13 protein-coding genes are annotated in these 14,730 nt (G+C 65.2%); 4 read left to right on the forward strand and 9 right to left on the reverse strand.

Going from position 1 to position 14,730, the window contains the following annotated elements; genetic code table 11:
- Positions 1–69 precede the first annotated feature (69 nt).
- The 3 genes from EG19_RS02455 to EG19_RS02470 form a co-directional block, all read right to left on the reverse strand.
- Positions 70–309, reverse strand: a complete 240-nt coding sequence (locus EG19_RS02455; RefSeq protein ID WP_038047097.1) for a thioredoxin family protein — start codon at positions 307–309, stop codon at positions 70–72.
- 15 nt (positions 310–324) lie between these two features.
- The gene (locus EG19_RS02460) at positions 325–1,374 is read right to left on the reverse strand and encodes a permease (RefSeq protein ID WP_081799853.1); all 1,050 of its coding nucleotides are present in this window, start codon (positions 1,372–1,374) and stop codon (positions 325–327) included.
- Between the two features lie 455 nt (positions 1,375–1,829).
- Positions 1,830–2,231, reverse strand: coding sequence for an ArsR/SmtB family transcription factor (locus tag EG19_RS02470; RefSeq protein WP_081799854.1), 402 nt, complete (start codon positions 2,229–2,231; stop codon positions 1,830–1,832).
- 125 nt (positions 2,232–2,356) lie between these two features.
- Here EG19_RS02470 and EG19_RS12235 point away from each other — a divergent pair, with 125 nt between their 5' ends.
- From EG19_RS12235 to EG19_RS02490, 4 genes are all read left to right on the forward strand, one after another.
- A complete protein-coding gene (locus EG19_RS12235) occupies positions 2,357–4,246 on the forward strand; it encodes a CHASE2 domain-containing protein (protein WP_053334787.1) in 1,890 nt (629 codons plus the stop codon).
- The gene (locus EG19_RS02480) at positions 4,224–5,585 is read left to right on the forward strand and encodes a sigma-54-dependent transcriptional regulator (protein ID WP_038047100.1); all 1,362 of its coding nucleotides are present in this window, start codon (positions 4,224–4,226) and stop codon (positions 5,583–5,585) included. The genes EG19_RS12235 and EG19_RS02480 overlap by 23 nt, the downstream gene beginning before the upstream one ends.
- Positions 5,582–6,265, forward strand: coding sequence for a FecR domain-containing protein (locus EG19_RS02485; protein ID WP_038047102.1), 684 nt, complete (start codon positions 5,582–5,584; stop codon positions 6,263–6,265). Before EG19_RS02480 ends, EG19_RS02485 begins: the two co-directional genes overlap by 4 nt.
- 146 nt (positions 6,266–6,411) lie before the next feature.
- Positions 6,412–7,059, forward strand: coding sequence for a hypothetical protein (locus EG19_RS02490; protein ID WP_038047103.1), 648 nt, complete (start codon positions 6,412–6,414; stop codon positions 7,057–7,059).
- A 73-nt stretch (positions 7,060–7,132) separates the two neighbouring features.
- Here the strand turns inward: EG19_RS02490 and EG19_RS02495 are convergent, their stop codons facing one another.
- The 6 genes from EG19_RS02495 to EG19_RS02515 form a co-directional block, all read right to left on the reverse strand.
- Positions 7,133–10,216 (reverse strand): efflux RND transporter permease subunit, encoded by a 3,084-nt coding sequence (locus tag EG19_RS02495; RefSeq protein WP_038047105.1) that lies wholly within the window; start codon positions 10,214–10,216, stop codon positions 7,133–7,135.
- 2 nt (positions 10,217–10,218) lie between these two features.
- On the reverse strand, positions 10,219–11,445 hold the full coding sequence (locus EG19_RS02500) for an efflux RND transporter periplasmic adaptor subunit (protein ID WP_038047107.1): 1,227 nt from the start codon (positions 11,443–11,445) through the stop codon (positions 10,219–10,221).
- Positions 11,442–12,749: a TolC family protein gene (locus tag EG19_RS02505; protein ID WP_038047108.1), complete on the reverse strand. Its 1,308-nt coding sequence runs from the start codon at positions 12,747–12,749 to the stop codon at positions 11,442–11,444. The genes EG19_RS02500 and EG19_RS02505 overlap by 4 nt, the downstream gene beginning before the upstream one ends.
- 83 nt (positions 12,750–12,832) lie before the next feature.
- Positions 12,833–13,165 carry a hypothetical protein gene (locus EG19_RS02510; protein ID WP_152543861.1) on the reverse strand — a complete coding sequence of 111 codons (333 nt, stop codon included), beginning with the start codon at positions 13,163–13,165 and terminating at the stop codon, positions 12,833–12,835.
- Positions 13,166–13,387: 222 nt separating this feature from the next.
- Positions 13,388–13,552 (reverse strand): FmdB family zinc ribbon protein, encoded by a 165-nt coding sequence (locus tag EG19_RS13050; protein ID WP_081799855.1) that lies wholly within the window; start codon positions 13,550–13,552, stop codon positions 13,388–13,390.
- A gap of 86 nt (positions 13,553–13,638) precedes the next feature.
- Positions 13,639–14,715 (reverse strand): N(4)-(beta-N-acetylglucosaminyl)-L-asparaginase, encoded by a 1,077-nt coding sequence (locus EG19_RS02515; RefSeq protein ID WP_038047111.1) that lies wholly within the window; start codon positions 14,713–14,715, stop codon positions 13,639–13,641.
- Positions 14,716–14,730 lie beyond the last annotated feature (15 nt).

Consider the following 14,730-nt stretch of genomic DNA (forward strand, 5'->3'; position numbering starts at 1 on the left):
GAGGACGATGCCCGCCGCCGAGGCGAATGCCTCGGGCTGACCAACGAACCGGCGAAGCGGAAGAACGAATCAGCAAAGCTTGGAAAACAACGTCTTGAGCTCATCCACAGTGGGGACGCGGCCGGCCACCACGATCTTGCCGTCCACGATCACGGCGGGTGTTAGGGTCACGCCCATGCGGGCAAACTCCTCCACGCGGGTGACATGGGCAACCTCGGCGGCCAGGTTGAGCTCGGCGCAGGCGTTCATGACGTTCCGTTCGGTGGCTTGACAACGGGGACAACCGGGACCCGCAACCACGATTTTCATGGTTTTCCCTCCTTTTTAAAAGACAAAGTTGCCAAAAACCCAGCCCACCACCGTGCCAAGAACCACGACGGTGGGCACATAAACCAGAGTTTTTTTCACCCCGAAGACGCGAGCAATGGCTAGCCAGTTGGGCAAGGAAAGACCGGGTCCGGTGAGCAGCAGGGCGAGAGCCGGCCCTTTGCCCATGCCCATCTTCATGAGGGTGTCCACAAAAGGGGCCTCGGTCATGGTGGCAAAGTAGCTGACCGCACCGAAAAGGGTGGCCACAAAGGAAGCCAAAAGCCCGTTCCCACCTACCAGCCGTCGAACCCACTCTTCGGGTAGCACCGCTCCCACGACCCCCACCACGAAGACCCCTACCAGCAGCAGCGGAAAGATGATGCGGACAAACCACCAGGTTTCTGCAAGCCACTGGCGGATGAGCTCCCGGGCCACAACCCGCCAAGCGTAAAGCGCCATCACGCCCGAAGCTAACGCCCACACCACCACCTTGCGGCCGTAGGAGCCCCCCTGCACCAGGTAGTTGGGCAGCAGCAGGGAAAGCACCAAGAAAGCCAGCAAAACCAAGTGGCGGGGATCAACCATCCCCGAATGGGTGTCCGGGTCATGGACCTGATGGGGAAGCTCCCGGCGTTCGCCGGAAAAAGCCCAGCTCATGACGCCCCCCACCACAAAGGCCATGACCAAGGCCGCCGCCACCCGGGCCAGGGCCATTTCGCCCCCCAGGATGCTGCCGGTGTAGGTGAGGGCCAGGATGTTGCTGGCTGGCGTTACCCAGAGCACGATGAACGCCACACCCACCCCAGCACCGCCGTAAAACAAGCCGCTGGCCACCGGAATCACCGTGCAGGAGCAGGCAGCCACCAAAAAGCTGGCCACGCTGGCAAGAGAAAAGGACTTGAGCTTGTGGACCTGCTCCCCCAAAAGCCGGAGGATGGTGTCCCGGCGAATGAACGTCACCATGGCGCCCGCAAGCAGAAACGCCGGCACCAAACAGGTAAGCACGTGGGCGGCCACGTACTCCTTCACCGCCGCAAGTCCGGCTACCAGCAGCTTTTCCAGCACAGGACACCTCCGAAGGCAGGTTGTTTTCTCGTCACCTTTTGGGCCATGAAAACGATCTCGCTCGGGGCACAGGCAGCGTCAAGCCCCGCCGGTTTTTCGCCGGACCGTTTTCGGAAAGGCTCGATGTCCCCGCGGTCTTCGGTTCCCAAGAAGCCTGGGTTTTCGGCTTTGTGTACAGCCCGGTTAGCAGGAGAGGCCGGACCAAACCGCCACCGCGGGTCGGGGAATCCTTCTGGTAATACGAACATGGGTGGCCACCGGCAGGCGCTTACGGATCTCATTTCGTCTTCTTGCGAAATATAGCGGTGCGTCCCTAAGCTGTCAAGCGGGTGTGCTTGCGGCCGGGCGGTAGCTGTGCCTGGGCTTCAGGAGGCAGATCCTAGAGTTTCATTGCTTGAGCCTGGTTACGCTGTCTCGTAACCGTTAACCAGGGAAAAACCGAGAAGCGTCAAGCTCTAACGCTTGAGCTGGGGGGCAAGCAAGCCCAGGCGGGAGAGGTCCAGGTCGGCGTCGCACAGCACCTGCGGGTCAATGCAGCGGAGCTTGCCCACCAGCGCGGCGTCCTGGGCAATTTGCGGATCGCCGGTCAGCTCCTCCCTGAGCTGGGCCAAAAGCCTTTCCCCTTCCGGCTCCAGGTGGTAGTAAACCCAGCGGCCCACCTTGCGCTCCCCCACCAACCCGCCCCGGCGCAGGGCAGCCAGGTGAGCAGAAACGGTGGAAGGGGCAAGGCGCAAGACGGCGGTGAGCTGGCACACGCACAAATCCCCCAAACCCAGCATGGCCATCATGCGCAAACGGGCGGGGTGGGCCAGTGCCTTGAAGCGATCCACAACCAGGGACAGTGCCGTGCGCGCCATTTCGCTTTCAGACGAAAGGTCCTACACTTTTTTGGGGATGTCAAGAACATGCCGGCAAGACGCGGGTGAACCCATGGTCAAGGCGTCTGGGTCTTGCCAGGCCGGCCAGCTATAGTAACGTCACCATGGCCAAGGCGGAGCCAAAAGCCGACAGCACTGGAAAGACCAGGGCGCAACCGTTCAAAAGCGCGCCGCCCGAAGTGCGGTTGGGCGTGCTGGCCGCTCTGGTGGTGCTGGTGCTCGCGGGAAGCAGGTTGGCGGACCGCTGGGAGCTCCCCTTCCGGGATCTTCTGTTGTCATGGGCCCCCCATCGGCCCCCTCGCCTTACGGCAGCGGTGGTGGTGGATGAGCAGGCGCTGGCCCGTTTTGGACGCTTCCCCTGGCCCCGGGAGCGGTTGGCCCAGGTGGTGGAGGCCATTCGGGAGGCGGGTGCCCGGGGCCTGGTGGTGGACCTGCTGCTGGCCGAACCAGCCCCCGGCGACGCGCTTCTCGCTTCCGCCCTTTCCCAAATCCCCGCGGTGTTGGCAGTGGCGCCCACCGACAGCGGGGATCGCTGGCTTTGGCCCAGCCCGCAGCTGGCGGCAGCCGCTCGCCTGGGGCACGCCACCTTTGCCGGCGACCACGATGGTGTGGTGCGGCGGCTTTCTTCCACCCAGCAACTGGGTGACCGCATGCTCCCCGCTTTGGCCTGGGAAGCGGTGCGGCTGGTGGCGCCCTCCCTTCCTCTTCCCGTGGGCCGTGCCTTAAGGCCCGACTTCCGCACCCGGGCCCGGGCCATCCCCCAGGTGAGCGTGAACGCGGTGCTGGAGGCCCAGGGCTCCCACAGCATCCTGAAGGGGCGCGTGGTCTTCCTGGGAGTTACCGCCGCCGGCTTGGGAGACCGGGTGGTTACCCCTACCTCGGTGCCCGGAATCCCCGATGCCGGGGTGCTGGTGCAAGCGGCATTTGCCGAGTGCCTGTACCAAGGAGGGTTGTTGCAAAGGCTCCCCCCCTGGGGGGCCGCTCTGGCTGCGGGTTTGCTGGTTTGGGCCGGCGCCGTGCTGCGCCGCCGGGCTTCCCTTTCCCTGGCGCTCACCGCAGCCCTTGCGGTTTTGGTCCCCCTGGCCGCAGGGGTTGTGAGCTTGCTGGGGTTGGGCTGGGAAACGCCTCTGCTCACGCTGGCGGCGACCTCGGGTTCGGTGGTGCTGCTTTCGGGTTTGCGCATCCTCCGCCACATCGAGGAGGCCACCCAAAGGTTGGAGACTACCGCGGCACACCCGCGCCTTTCGCCGGAGGAGCGGGTCGCGCAGCTCTTGCGTTTGGCGCAAAGCGTTGCGGAGCTCGAGCGGCAGTCGGCGGAAAGCCGGCGCCTTTTGGTCCACGAGCTCAAAACCCCGCTGGCGGGGCTTAAAGGCTTGAGCCAGCTTCTCAGCGAGTACGAGCTTTCCCCGGAAGAGCACCAGCGGGTGGCTGGGCTCGTGGCGCAAGAGTCTTCCCGCTTGGCCGAGCTGGTGGAAACCCTTCTGGAGCTGGAAAACCTCACCTTGCGCCCCTTCCCCCCCGATGCACCGGTGGTGGACCTGGAGCAGCTGGTTCGGGAGCGGGTGGAGTTGTTCCGGGCCGGCACCGGGCGAAACGTGCAGTGGCAGAGCGACGGCCCGGCACCGGTGCGGGGCGTCAGCTCGCTTTTGGCGCGGGTAGTGGACAACCTGCTGGCCAACGCCCACAAGTTCTCGCCCCCGGAAGCCCCCGTGATGGTGCGGCTTTCCCGCACAGACCAGGTGCTCTTGGAGGTGGAAGACCGCGGCCCCGGCATTGCCCCCGAAGAGCAGGAGCGCATCTTCCAACGCTTCGTGCGCGGACAATCAGCGCGGGAAGTGCCCGGGTTGGGTTTGGGGCTTTCGGTCGTGCGGGAGGTTGTAACATGGCATGGGGGCCGTGTGGGCGTGCGGAGCACCCCCGGTGCGGGAAGCACCTTCACCGTAGTCCTACCGCTGAGCGGGGAGGCCAGTCGTGGCAAAAGTACTGGTGGTTGATGACGACGCGGGCATCCGCGAGATGGCAAGCTTGGCTTTGGAAAAAGCAGGCCACCAGGTGTTGCGCGCCGCCTCCATCGCCTCCGCCCGCCGGCTTCTCGCCGAGGAAACCGTGGCGCTGGTGCTCTGCGACATTTATCTGCCCGGGGAAAACGGCTTGGAGCTTTTGGCGGACATCCAGAAGCTTCCCCACGCCCCCAAGGTCATCCTCATGACCGCCCGGGGCAGCCTGGAAACCGCCCTGGACGCTACCCGCCTGGGCGCCCACGACTACCTGGCTAAGCCTTTTGATTTGCGGGAACTGGTGGCCGTGGTGGAAAAGGCTCTGCAGCCTCCACCGCCACCGGCGCCGGCGCTTCCACCCATGCCCGGCTTGTTTGTGGGCTCCCACCCCTCTATGGTGGAGGTGTACAAGGCCATTGCCCGGGTGGCGCCGCTGCCGGTGCCGGTGCTGGTGCTGGGGGAAACCGGAACCGGCAAGGAGCTGGTGGCGAAAGCGCTGCACCAGTACTCCCCCTTTGCCACCGGTCCCTTTGTGGCGGTGAACTGCGGGGCCATCCCCGATTCGTTGCTGGAAAGCGAGCTCTTCGGCCACAAGAAGGGGGCCTTCACCGATGCCCACACCGACCGCAAAGGAGCTCTGGCCAGTGCCGATGGCGGAACGGTTTTCCTGGACGAAATTGGCGAGGTTTCCCCGGCGTTCCAGGTGAAGCTGTTGCGCTTTTTGCAGGACTCCTTGGTCCGCCCGTTGGGGAGCGACAAGCCCATCCCGGTGCGGGTGCGGGTGGTGGCGGCCACCAACCGGGACCTGGTGGCCCAGGTGAAAGAGGGGAAGTTCCGGGCCGATCTGTACTACCGCTTGGCGGCGTACGAGATCCGCCTTCCCCCGCTGCGGGCCCGCGCTTCCGATATCCCGGAGCTGGTGGAGCATTTCCGCCAGAAGATCACCGCCGAGCTGGGGCTGGGGGAAACGCTCCCCGCCACGGAAGAGGTCCTCGCCATGCTGGCCCAGCACCCCTGGCCGGGCAACGTGCGGGAGCTGGAGCAGGTGGTGCGCCGCATGCTCATCAACACCCGGGGCCTCGCCGACGCCCAGGAGCTGGGGCGGCTCTTGGCGCTCGCCCCAACCCGCAACCAACCCTCCCCTAGCCCCGAGCCTGCCCTCACCTCGCTGGAAGAAGCCGAACGCAGCCACATCCTGGAGGTGCTGTCCCGGGTGGGGGGCAACCGCAGCCAAGCGGCGCGGCTTCTGGGCATCGATCGCAAGACCCTGGCACGAAAGCTCAAGCGCTTTGGCATCAATTTTGAAAACGAAAGCACTGGAGAGGGTGAACCATGAAGTACGCTGGTGTCCTTTGCTTGTTGCTGTTGGCCGAGCCCAGCGCTGGGCCGCTGGAGTACCGTTTTGCGGAAGTGAAAAGTAAGGTGATCATCACCCACGGGCAAACGGAACGTCGAGCCCAGGTGGGCACGGTGGCCCTGGCCGGTGACCGGGTGCGCACCGGCTGGTTTGGCCGGGCGGTGATCGAGGTTCCCACCCGCGGCTCCCGCTTCGAGCTTTTCCCCCTCACCCAGGCGGTGCTAGCCGGGGAGCAACCGGGGGTGCTCATCGAGCTGAAGCGCGGCAGGCTCTGGGCGGTTTTTGAGGCCATCACCGGCCAGGAGGAGCGCTTGGTGGCCACACCCGGAGCCATCCTGGCGGTGCGGGGAACAGCTTACGGCCTGGAAGTGGACCGCAGCGCCAACGTTGAGCTGGCGGTTTTTGAAGGCACGGTGGAGGTGCGCTCCAGCTTGCCGGAGGTTCCGCCGCTTCTGGTTCCTGCCGGGCACTTCTGCACCTTTTCCCCCGCCCGGCAACCCTTTTCCCGCCCCATGCCGCAAGGGATGAGCCCGGAAATGTGGCGGCATGGGGGCGGCATGGGCGGTATGCGCCCGGGGGATATGGGCGGACGCGGTGCCGGCGGCATGGGTGACAGCACCCGCCGTCCCCCTTCCGGCATGGGGCCCCACCGGCACTGAGGGCCCTAGGGGCAGCTTGCCCCAGGGGTGAGGCAGGACACCCCAGCCAGCCGGCAAAAGGGCCTTCCAGGAACAGCAGGGTTGTGGCATGAAAGGTGCATAAGTCTCAAGCGGGCCTGAGGGCCCTAGAAAAGGAGGCAACAGAGATGAAAAAAATCCTAGCAATTTCGGTCTTGGTTCTGGGCTTGGCCACTACGGGCTTTGCGCAGATGGGGATGGGAGGGGGCATGGACGGCATGGAGCCGGTGGTGGCACCCACCGGTGAGGTGCTGGTGGTTCGTCCCACCCTGGATCAACAGCAGTTCCCCAACGGCATGGAGCTGGTGGTCCTCTCCCCTGCGGGACAGGTCCTCTGGACCTGGCAGGCGCAAGCGGGGCTCGGTGAGGTCTTGGTGGTTGGGCAAACGGTGCTGGTGCCCGTGGGTATGGGCTTCTTCACCCCCAACAACAACACCACCACCAACGCTCAGCTGGTGGCCCTGCACCTGGCCAACGGCGTGGAGCTGTGGCGCCTGAACCTCCCCGGCATGGCTCACGGCCTCACCGCCGCCGGCGATCGGGTGTACGCCTTTGTGGGTGCCGGCCCCAACTCCACTCCTCAAAACCCGGGAGGAAACCAGGGTGGCCAGGGTGGTCAAGGGGGTATGGGTCGCGGCCACATGGGCGGCAACCGCGGCAACGGTGGCATGAACGGCAACGGCGGCATGAACCAGGGGCAAGGCCCCGGGGCCCGCACCCTGGTGGCCATCTCCCTCTCGGGACAGATCCTGTGGTCCTATCCACCCTTAAACTGAGGCCCTTGCGGGCAAAGCCACGAGGGGCGCTGCGGCGCCCCTCGTTTTTTTACGCCGGAAGCTTTTGCCTCTGTTACCGTGCCCGCTGGAAGACCCGCCAGAACACGCTGTACACCGTAGGCAAAACAAAAAGCGTCAGGGCAGTGCAGGTGACAAGCCCGCCAATGACCACCGTGGCCAGCGGCCGCTGCACCTCAGCACCGGAACCGGTGGCCAAAGCCATGGGTAAAAACCCCAGAGACGCCACCAGGGCGGTCATCAGCACCGGGCGCATGCGGGCCCCACAGGCTTCCTGGAGGACCTCAAAGACCGACCTGTTCCCCTGTTTTTCCAAACTGCGCACCTGGCTCATTAAAACCACGCCGTTGAGCACCGCCACACCAAACAGGGCAATGAAGCCCACCCCGGCCGAAATGGAAAAGGGCATGTCCCGCAGGGCCAGGGCAAAAACCCCGCCGGTAGCGGCCATGGGGATGTTGAGGTAAATCAAAGCGGCATGTTTCGCGCTGCCAAAGGTGAAGTAAAGCATGGCAAAAATGAGCGCCAACACCAAAGGCACCACCAGCGCCAGCCGCTTGCTGGCCGCCTCCAGGTTTTCAAACTGCCCTCCCCAGCGGATGAAGTAACCGGGCGGCAAAGAAACCTCCCGGGCCAGGCGCTCCTGCGCCTCAGCCACGAAGGAAGCCACGTCCCTACCCTGCACGTTAGCCTCCACCACGATCCGCCGACGCACCGCTTCCCGGCTAATTTGGGCCGGGCCGGTTTCCAGAGTGAGGTGCGCCAGTTGCCCCAGGGGGACCAGGGCTCCGGAAGGTGTGGCCACCGGCAGGTTGGCCAGGGCCTCCAGGCCGCGGGCAGCGTCGTCGCTGAAGCGCACCACCAGCGAAAAGCGCTTTTGCCCCTCAAACACCGTTCCCACCACCTTGCCGGCCCGGGAGGCCTCCACCGTGTCCAGCACCTCCCCCACCGAAACCCCGTAGCGGGCGCAGCGATCCCGATCCACCCGCACCCGCATGACCGGCAAGCCGGCGGTTTGCTCCAGCTTCACGTCCGCTGCCCCGGGCACTGCCGCTACCACCCGGCGAATGGCCTCCCCTTTTTCCCGAAGCACCTCCAGGTCATCCCCAAAGAGTTTGACCGCCACATCGGAGCGTACCCCCGCCAGCAGCTCGTTAAACCGCATTTCAATGGGCTGGGTGAAGGAAAAGCCGGTCCCCGGTACCTCTCGCTCCAGGGTTTCCCGCATCCGCTCCACCAGCTCACCCTTGGTTTTGGCTGTCTGCCACTGCCTTGGGTCCTTCAAAATCACAAACACATCGGCCAGCTCAATGCCCATGACGTCGGTGGCCAATTCGGGACTGCCCAGCCGGGTGACCACGGTGGCAACCTCCGGGAAGCGCCGGAGCACCTTTTCAATCCTGGTGGTCCCGGCCACCGCCTCGGACAACGCCACCGAGGGCAAGCGCACCGCGTTCATGGCGATATCCCCCTCGTCCAGCCGGGGGATGAACTCAGCACCCAAACGCGCCGCCACCACCCCACCCGCCACCACCGCAAGCACCGCCCCCGACACCACCAGGCCCGGCCGCCGCAGGCATCCCGAAAGCGCCTTCAGGTACAGAACCCGCAGGCGGCTTACGAACCGCGGTTCCTGGGCGTGGGCGATCTTCTTAAGCCACAGCGAGGCCAGCACCGGAATCAAGGTCAGGGTGAGCAAAAGAGAGGCCACCAACGCAAAGAGCACCGTAAAGGCCATGGGTTTGAACATCTTCCCCTCCACACCGGTGAGGGTGAGGATGGGCAGGTAAACCAGGATGATGATGCCAATGCCAAAGGCAATGGGCCGAACCACCTCGCCGGCCGCCTCGGCCACCTCCCGCCGGAGGTCCTTTTCGGAGCTACCCTGCTGCCCCAGCCGCCGCAGCACGTTTTCCACCAAAACCACCGCCCCGTCCACGATGAGCCCAAAGTCAATGGCCCCAAGGCTCATGAGGTTGGCGGAAAGGCGGGTCTGGGCCATCCCCAGAAAGGCAAAGAGCATGGAAAGGGGAATGGCCGAAGCCACAATGAGCCCCGCCCGCAGGTGGCCCAGAAAGGCAAAAAGCACCGCCACCACCAAGATAGCCCCCTCCACCAGGTTCTTCTCCACCGTGGCGATCACCCGCCGCACCAGCAAAGCCCGATCGTAGTAAGGCACAAGCTTTAAACCTTCGGGCAGAGAGGGCTGGATTTCCTCCAGTGCCCTGCGCACCCGGGTGGCCACATCTAGGGCGTTTTCCCCGGCCAGCATTTGCACTATGCCAATGACCGTTTCCCCCCGGCCGTTGGCGGTGGCGGCGCCGATGCGCAGCATGGACCCCTCCCGCACCTGGGCCACGCTTCCCACCGTCACCGGCACCCCGTTTTCATCGGTTTTTAAAACGATCTTGGCAATGTCCTCCAGCGACCCCACCATCCCTTCGCCGCGGATCACCACCTGCTCCTGGTTGTGCTCGATGTAGCCGCCCCCGGCGTTGCGGGTCCCCTGGGCTACCGCTTGGAACACCTCCCGCAGGGAAAGCCCGTAGGCCACCAGCCGCCGGGGGTCCACCACCACTTCGTACTGCTTGGGGAGCCCACCCCACACGTTCACCTCGGTAACCCCCGGCACCGCCCGCAGCCTGGGGGCAATGAGCCAATCCAAGATGGTCCGCCGCTCCATGGGGGAAAAGGAGTCCCCTTCCACCGTGAACATGAACACCTCGCCCAGGCCGGTGGACACCGGCCCCAACTCGGGATTGCCAAACCCTTCGGGGATTTGCTCCCGGGCCTGGGCCAACCGCTCGGAGACCAGCTGGCGGGCAAAGTACACGTTCACGTGGTCGGCAAACACCACCGTCACCGCGGAAAGACCGTAGCGGGTGACCGAACGGATTTCCTTGAGGTTGGGCAAGCCGTTCATAGCGGCTTCAATGGGGTAGGTGACGTACTGCTCCATTTCCAGAGGCCCCAGGGCCGGGGCTTTGGTGAGGATTTGCACCTGCACGTTGGTGATGTCGGGAACCGCGTCAATGGGCAGGCGGTACAGGGCCGCCACCCCGGCCACCACCAAAAGGGCGGTAGCCAGCAGCACCAAGCTGCGGTTTTTCAAGCTCCATTCCACGATTCTTGCCAGCATGGTCAGTCCTCCCCCACCAGGGCTTCCCGGGAAAACTCGGACTTGAGCACAAAGGACCCCTCACTCACCACCTCCTCGCCGGCCGCCAAGCCCGAAAGCACCTCGGTGTAGCCGTCAAAGCTGTGGCCCACGGTCACCGCCCGGCGCACGAACACCCCGCCCCCCAGGTGGACAAACACCACCGGCTGGGAGTCCATGGTTTGCAGGGCCCCTTGGGGCACCGCCAGTTTCGGGGTTTCCCCGCCTTCCCCATGGGGGACCATGATTTTCGCGGTGACGAACATGCCGGGGCGCAGCTTTTCCTGGGGGTTGGGCACGGTGGCGCGGACCCGCACCGTGCGGGTAGCCGGGTCCACCACCGAGCCCACAAAGTCCACCTTTCCGGCAAAGCTCTCGTGGGGAAAGGCCTCGGCCTCCACCGTCACCGGCAAACCCTCCCGCAGCACCGCCAGGTCCTTCTCGTAGGCCTGCAGGAAAACCCACACTGAAGTGAGGTCGGCCACGGTGACCAGCGGCTGCAGCGCCTCAAAAAGCGCCCCGGGGGTGACCTTGCGGTCAATCACGCGGCCGGCAAAAGGAGCGGTGAGCGTGAGCGAAGCCGCTCCCCCCAAGGAACGCGCAGGGTCGTGGCTGTTTACCGATTGCCGCAGCCGGTCCACCGCTTCCTGCGACTCCCCGTAAAGGTGCAGGGTGCGCTCGGCCGCCTCGGCGGCCGCTTTTTTCACCAGGTACTCCCCTTCTCGCGCATGCAGCTCACCGGCGGCAATGGCCTTGGCTTCCGCTAAGGCGCGGGCCCGCTGCAGTGCCCGCTCGGCAACGTTGAGCTCGGCCAGGGCCCGCACCAGCTCCTCCCGGGCCCGCCCCAGCTCCACCGATTCCAGCCGCAAGATCGGGTCCCCGGGGGAAACCCGCTGCCCCAAATCCACCGCAATTTCCGCCACCCGCCCCTTGACGTTGGCGGCCAGGTGCAGCAAGCGGTTTTCGTTGTAGCCCACGCTGCCGTTAAGCACCATCACGTGGGGCAGCACCATGGGCTGCACCTTGAAGGTGCGGATCCCCGACTCGGCCATGACCCGCTCACTTAGCCGGATGCTGTTCGGGGGCAGCTCGGTTTTTGTGTGCTCATCTTCGGCCACGCTTTCGGTCTTTGGCTTTTGACAGGCCGTGGCCAACATCAAGGCCCACAGCAACAGCAAGGTTCCGTTTATGGCTTTCCAAGCTTTTTTCATGGCTTTTCCTCCTGAACGATTTGGTAAGCATTTGGGCCTTCGGCTTTCACCCCAGCCTCCACCCCCAGCGGCGGGCCCATGGGCAAAGCCGCCAGGCTTTCCAGCTCCACGCGCCAGAGGTGCAGCTGCCGCCGGGCCTCCAGCTCTTCCAGAGCCACCGCTTGCCAGGAGCGCCGGGCGTCTAAGGCATCCAAAAGCGAGGTTTCACCCTGGCGCAGGGAAAAATCAGAAAGTTCCTGGGCGCGCTGGGCCAAAGGCAAAGCGGTTTGCCGCAGCCTTTCAGCCACCTGCAGCGCACCCCTCAGGCGCTCGGCCGCCGCCCGCACCGCCGCCGCCACTTCCCGCTGGCTGGCCTCCAGCTCCGCCTGCACTTGCCGCAACCGCGCTGCCGCTGCTGCCCGTTGCCCGCGGTTGGCGTTCCAGAGGGGCAGGCGGAAGCTCAAAGAGAGAGCCTGGGAACGGGTATCCACGTCCTCGCTGCGTTCCCAGCGGGCCACCACCGTGGGGCTGCGCTCCCCGGAAACCAGGGAAAGGCGGGCCCGAGCCGCCGCCACCTGCGCTTCCCGCTCGGCCAGTATGGGGTTTTGGGCCAGCGCCCGGGCCACCAAATCTTGATCTTCAAGACCCGGCACCGACCCCCCCAAGCGACCCTCCAGCCGGAAGGAAGCGGGCAACCTACCGGCCAACCGCGCCAGCACCCCGGCCAATGCTTGCACTTCCGCCTGGGCCAGCTGCAGCTCCCGGCCCACCCGCTCCAGCTCCACCAGAAGCCGCAAGCGCTCCAGCTCCCGGCTTTCCCCCAGCTCCACCCGCAAGGCCATGAGCTGGGCCAATTCGGCGGTGAGCTGGTGCTGCTGGCTCACGATGTCCACCCGCTCCTGGGCGGCCGCCAGCTCCACCACCAACGCCCGCACCCGGGCCCTCACCTCCAGCTGGGTGCGGGCCAAAGCACCCGCAGCCTCCCTCACACCGGCCGCCGCCACTGCCTTACCGGGCCGGTAGCTCCAGGGCAACGGCACCTCCCAGGCCACCGCCCCAAGACCGCGGGTGGCAGCAGCGGCTCCCAGGCGCTCGCGGCTGTGTAAAGCCCCCACCTCCAGCACCGGATCGGGCAAGAGCCGGGCCGCCTTGAGCTCGCCTTCGGCAGCCTCCAGCGCCGCTTGGGCGGCCGTGATTTCCGGAAAAGCGGCCAGCACCTGCTGCTCCAGCACCTCCGGCGAGATGACCGGCGGTGCGGAAAACGCGGTGGCCCCCACCAAAAGCAAAGAGCTATGCAAACACGCTGACAGCACACACACCTTCATTCCTACCTCCTTGGGTTTTGACAGCAAAAACTTGAGTTTTGCTTGCGGAAAATGCTAAAGCGTTGAAAGGAAAAAGCTGGGGTCTAAATCAAAAGGAACACCGTGCGCCAGGCACGGCAAGGGGGAAGGAGGAAAGCTGCGGTGCGCAGCTCCGGGAAGGCTGGAGGCTGGGGCGGCACCACCTCCAGGCACGCTCCTAAGCTCGCGGAAACAACAGCCGGGGTTTGCCCCGCCCGCGCCGGAACCGGCGTATCCGAGCAGGAGTCCGAGCCGCTGGGAACCCACGCTGAGGTGGCCGGCCCCTCCGGGGCGCAAGCTCCCTCCTCGATGCAGCACACCACGTTCCAGGCCCCCAGCACCACCTTGCCCGAGGCTTCCCGGCAAAGGGCCGGCGATACCAGCATCAGGAGCGGCACCAGCAGAGCTCCCCAAAAGGAGCTCCACCGGGTCAACGCTCGCCATCTCCCGTGCTTCTTCAAAACCCCTCCGGCGCGCGCCAGAAAAGCGCGCCTGTGGATTCTAACACCCGGCCAGACGGCAGCATTTCCTGGCGCCGCGGCCATGGGCCTCAGCAGGGGGAGCAAGCGTCCTTGTTCGAACCTGCCCCGAGCTTTCAAGGAAGAAGGAAAACGCCCCCCTCAGCTCTTGCGGGAGGTTTTGGCGTAAAAAGCGGAAAACACCCGCTCCACTTTTTCGGATTTGCAGTCGGGGCACTGCACCTTGGTTTTTTCCCGCTCCTCGAGGCTTGAACGCACCTCAAAGCGCTTCTTGCAGTCCTGGCAGGCGTACTCGTACACGGGCATAAACACCTCCCGGTCGGTGCACCTACCGACCTTCCATTACTTACAATGGCGAACCGTCAAAGAATTTGCAAGGGCCCTGAGGCTACCTAAGTCGTCCGCCGCGGCCGCTCAAAAAGGTAAGCACAGGGGCGCAGTTCCGGGGCTTGACCGGCCCGGCACACCGCAAACTGCGCGCCAGACCAAATGCTTGCCCCTCCCACCTCACCCCGCAGGTTCACGGCGTAAAGCGTGAGGTTGTTCTTGGGCCTTCCCTGGGCATCCTTGAGGTAGGCCTCCCGGGTGTTGCGCACCACCCGCTGCAGGGTGGCCAGACAGGCCTCTTCCGGGCTTTTCCCCTGCCGCATGAACTCCACCACCGTGTGGGCGCCCACCACGATGATGTTGGACTCCCCATGCCCGGTGGCACCGGCGGAACCCAGCTCCCCGTCGCAGTAAAGCCCACAGCCCACGAGCGGTGAGTCCCCCACCCGGCCGGGGAGCTTGAAAAACAAGCCTGAGGTGGTGGTGCAGCACCCCACCCGCCCTTGCCCATCCACCGCCGAAAGGTGAATGGTGCCCTGGGGACGGAAGTAGGCATCCCCAAACTTTTCCACGAACCAGCGAAGGTCGGGGTCCTCCAGCTCCTTGGGGTCGGGAAGCCAATCATCGCCGGGCGCGGCGTTTTCCTTCCAGTAAAGCCAAATCTTGCGGGCCCTTTCGGTGAGGAGCTTTTCCTCTTTAAAACCGTGCGCCAAGGCAAACTTCTTGGCCCCTTCCCCCACCAGCAGCACCCGCGTGGTGCGGCGCATGACCGTAAGCGCCACCTGGGAGGGATGCTTGATGCCCTCCAGCGCCGCCACCGCACCGGCGCGCATGGTGGTGCCGTCCATCACCGCGGCGTCCAACTGCACCACCCCTTCTTCGTTGGGCAGGCCGCCATAACCCACGGTCACGTCGTTGGGATCGGCCTCCACCAGGCTCACCCCGGCCACCGCCGCTTCCACCGGGGGAAGACCCTGCTCCATGCGCTTGACGGCTTCCGCCACCGCCTGCAAGCCGTTGCTGGAAGCCACCGCCACCGGTAGCGGCTGCGGAGAAGCTACAGGTTTGACCGCCTGCGCCGCTGCCAGCGCCGGAATGGCTGCCAACGCTTCTCTGCGGGTTAAGCCTCGGGCTTGGCTCATGGGCACCTCCGCTGC

It is taken from the genome of Thermoanaerobaculum aquaticum, assembly GCF_000687145.1.
In the GTDB taxonomy this organism is placed as follows: Bacteria; Acidobacteriota; Thermoanaerobaculia; order Thermoanaerobaculales; family Thermoanaerobaculaceae; genus Thermoanaerobaculum; species Thermoanaerobaculum aquaticum.